This window comes from Stenotrophomonas capsici, from assembly GCF_034961085.1.
In the GTDB taxonomy this organism is placed as follows: domain Bacteria; phylum Pseudomonadota; class Gammaproteobacteria; order Xanthomonadales; family Xanthomonadaceae; genus Stenotrophomonas; species Stenotrophomonas capsici.
Genome location: NZ_JAYFUH010000139.1, coordinates 1 through 3,263 on the forward strand (window position 1 = coordinate 1; position 3,263 = coordinate 3,263).

At 68.6% G+C, this 3,263-nt stretch carries 5 protein-coding genes; all 5 read left to right on the forward strand.

The features are described 5' to 3' along the window. Window positions 1-717, forward strand: a 717-nt coding sequence (locus VA603_RS10230) for a lipid-binding SYLF domain-containing protein (protein ID WP_323438747.1), incomplete at its 5' end; no start/stop codon positions are given. 73 nt (window positions 718-790) lie between these two features. Then, entirely contained in the window at window positions 791-1,018 is a 228-nt protein-coding gene (gene tatA, locus VA603_RS10235) for a Sec-independent protein translocase subunit TatA (protein ID WP_132863992.1), read from the forward strand. 15 nt (window positions 1,019-1,033) lie between these two features. Further along, window positions 1,034-1,483 (forward strand): Sec-independent protein translocase protein TatB, encoded by a 450-nt coding sequence (gene tatB / locus VA603_RS10240; RefSeq protein ID WP_132863991.1) that lies wholly within the window; start codon window positions 1,034-1,036, stop codon window positions 1,481-1,483. Next, a complete protein-coding gene (tatC, locus tag VA603_RS10245) occupies window positions 1,480-2,232 on the forward strand; it encodes a twin-arginine translocase subunit TatC (protein WP_132863989.1) in 753 nt (250 codons plus the stop codon). The genes tatB and tatC overlap by 4 nt, the downstream gene beginning before the upstream one ends. Window positions 2,233-2,366: 134 nt before the next feature. After that, window positions 2,367-3,263, forward strand: an 897-nt coding sequence (locus VA603_RS10250) for a HAMP domain-containing protein (RefSeq protein ID WP_323438748.1), incomplete at its 3' end; no start/stop codon positions are given.

The window sequence follows — 3,263 nt, forward strand, 5'->3', positions numbered from 1 at the left end:
ATCCCCGACACGATCAAGGCCGGCCTGGTGCTGGGTGGCCGTCGTGGCCACGGCCTGATGTCGGTCAAGACGCCCGATGGCAGCTGGTCCAACCCGGTGTTCATCAAGCTCACCGGCGGCAGCATCGGCTTCCAGGCCGGCGTGCAGTCCTCCGACGTGATCCTGGTGTTCCGCAACGACCGCAGCCTGGACAACATCGTCAACGGCAAGTTCACCCTCGGCGCCGACGCCGGCGTGGCCGCCGGCCCGGTCGGCCGCAATGCCGCCGCCGCCACCGATGGCCAGCTCAAGGCCGAGATCTGGTCGTGGTCGCGCGCGCGCGGCCTGTTCGCGGGCGTGGCGCTGGATGGCGCGGCGCTGCAGATCGACGATGCCGCCAACCTCGATGCCTACGGGCAGGGCACCACCCCGCGCATGATCATCGAAGGCCGCTTGGCCAGCGCGCCGTCCAGCGACGTGGTCGCCTTCCGCGACCGGCTGGAGGAATCCACCTATGCCGCCCGCGAAAAGCGCGGCACCCAGGGCACGGTGGCACCGGTGGCGTCCACCGCGCCGCGCGCCGATGCGGTCAGCGTGCCGGCACCGGTCGCAGCGGGCAGCGATACCGCCACCACCGCCCCGATCCAGCCGGCACCGGCTCAAACCGCGCCGCAGCAGGGCTTCCAGCCGGTGAATGAGGGCGAGATCCGCACCGAATCGCTGGACGGTGGCAACTGACCTTCGGCATAGCGATCGGGTCATGCCCGGTGCGCTATGCTCAACAACCTTCCACACATAACGCGAGCGGATCATGGGCAGTTTCAGCATCTGGCACTGGTTGGTCGTGCTGGTCATCGTCCTGCTGGTGTTCGGCACCAAGCGGCTGACGAGCGGCGCCAAGGATCTGGGCAGCGCGGTCAAGGAATTCAAGAAAGGCATGCGCGAGGAGGACAAGCCCGCCGCACAGCTGGGCGATGACTCGCGCAAGGCCGAGAAGAGCGCCGAAACGCAGGCCGAGCACGACCGCGAAGCGCGCTGATCCGGAGTTCCGGGCGTGTTCGATATCGGTTTTGGCGAGCTGTTGCTGATCGCCGTGGTGGCCCTGGTGGTGCTCGGTCCCGAGCGCTTGCCCAAGGCCGCGCGGTTCGCTGGGCTGTGGGTGCGCCGCGCCCGCAACCAGTGGGATTCGGTCAAGCAGGAGCTCGAGCGCGAACTGCACGCCGAGGAACTCAAGCGCAACCTGCAGGACGTGCGGCAGTCGATGCAGCAGGCCGAGAGCGGGCTGCGCGATCAGGCCCGACAGGTGCAGGACGGCGCCGATGCGCTCGGCCGCGAGGTCGAACAGGTGCCAGGTACGGAAACGGAAACGTTCATCGAGCCGCGGCCGGTCACGCCGCGCCCGGTTGCCGCAGAAACCACCGCTGAAGCACCGGCGCAGGAACCGGCCGACCGTGCCCTGACGCAGGAAGGCCCGGCGTCGCCCGCGCAGGAGCCGTCGCGATGAGCGGGGCCGACTTCAACGAAAGCCCCCTGATCGAGCACCTGATCGAGCTGCGCGCGCGGCTGGTGCGCGGCCTGCTGGGGTTGGGCGTGGTGCTGCTGGCGCTGCTGCCGTTCTCGCGCACGTTGTACAGCCACCTGGCCACGCCGCTGATCTCGCAGCTGCCGGCCGGGCAGACGATGATCGCCACCAACCCGGCCGGCGCCTTCTTCGCGCCGCTGAAGCTGACCTTCTTCACCGCGGTGTTCGTGGCCGTGCCGTGGCTGCTCTACCAGGCCTGGGCGTTCGTGGCCCCGGGCCTGTACGCCCGCGAAAAGCGGCTGGCGGTGCCGCTGCTGGCCTCGGCGGTGGCACTGTTCTACATCGGCTGCGCCTTCGCCTATTTCCTGGTGCTGCCGGCGGTGTTCCACTTCCTGACCACGTTCCGCCCGGAAGTCATCGCCATCACCCCCGATGCCAATGCCTACCTGGACTTCGTGCTGGCGATCTTCTTCGCCTTCGGGGCCAGCTTCGAGCTGCCGGTGGCGATGGTGATCCTGGTGCTGCTGGGCTGGGTGACCCCGCAGCAGCTGCGCGAAGGGCGCGGTTACGCGGTGGTTGGCATCTTCGTGCTGGCCGCGATCCTGACCCCGCCGGACGTGGTGTCGCAGCTGATGCTGGCCATCCCGATGTGCTTCCTCTACGAGCTGGGCATCCATGCCGCGCGCTGGCTGCAGCCACGTGACCAGGACAGCAAGCGCGCGGCCTCCTGAGTCCTGCCTCACCGCGCTGGCACAGGTTCTGCGATACCTTTCCCGATGAATACAGGCCAGGTCCGGTTACAGTGGCCGGGACGGCGCCGGGGGAATTGAGAGTGACGGACAAAAAAGAAAGCTGGATCAATAACTTGCCGCTACTCGGGAAGATGGTCGCGGCGTTTGCGCTGGTGTTCCTGTGTTTCCTCGTCGCCGGTGGCATCAGCTACCGGACCGCCAGCGAGGATGACCTGGCGCGGAAACGTGAAAGCCAGCAGATCGAGGTCATCCGCCACGTCGAGGACGCCATGCAGGCGGTGCGCCTGCAGCAGCTGGCCCTGCGCAACTACCTGCTGGGGCAGGGCGAGGACGAGCGGGTCGCGCTGCGCGAGCAGGGTGACCGGCGCGACGCGGCGCTGGAGGCGGCCAGCAAGGCCGGCAACGCCGCGCACGTGGAGCAGATCCGCACCGCGACCCAGGCCGCCAACAACTGGGACCAGATGGTGGAGTCGGTGCTGGCCGAGCCGGCCACCGGTGCGGACGCCTTCGAACAGGCGCGGCGCAAGCTGGAGCGGGTCAACACCGGGCAGGCCAATGCGCTGGTGGTGATGCTGGGCAACATCTACGACAGCGAGATCCGCACGCTGCTGGCCGAGCGCGAGGAGATGAGCAAGTGGATCGACCGCGCGCAGAAGGTATCGCTGCTGCTGCTGGTGATCGGCTTCGCGGTGATCGTCGGCACGCTGTGGATGATCGCGCGGGTGGTGGTCGCCCCGATCAACAGCCTGACCGGCAAGATGACGCGGCTGGCCGACGACGACCTGGAGGTGGAGATCGGCGGGCTGGAGCGGGGCGACGAAATCGGCGCCATCGCCCGCGCGCTGGAGGTGTTCCGGCGCAATTCGGTGGCCTCGCGCGATGCCAACTGGATCAAGCTCAGCGTGGGCGAGGTCGGCGCCGAGCTGCAGGCCATGCAGGAGGCCGAGACCTACGGCCAGGCGCTGGTGTCGCAGATCGCGCCGCGCATCGACGCGCCGATCGGCGTGTTC

Excerpts from the sequence above, each read along its gene's own strand:
- tatA (WP_132863992.1), top strand. The coding sequence starts at position 791 with ATGGGCAGTTTCAGCATCTGGCACTGGTTGGTCGTGCTGGTCATCGTC.
- tatC (WP_132863989.1), top strand. The coding sequence starts at position 1,480 with ATGAGCGGGGCCGACTTCAACGAAAGCCCCCTGATCGAGCACCTGATC.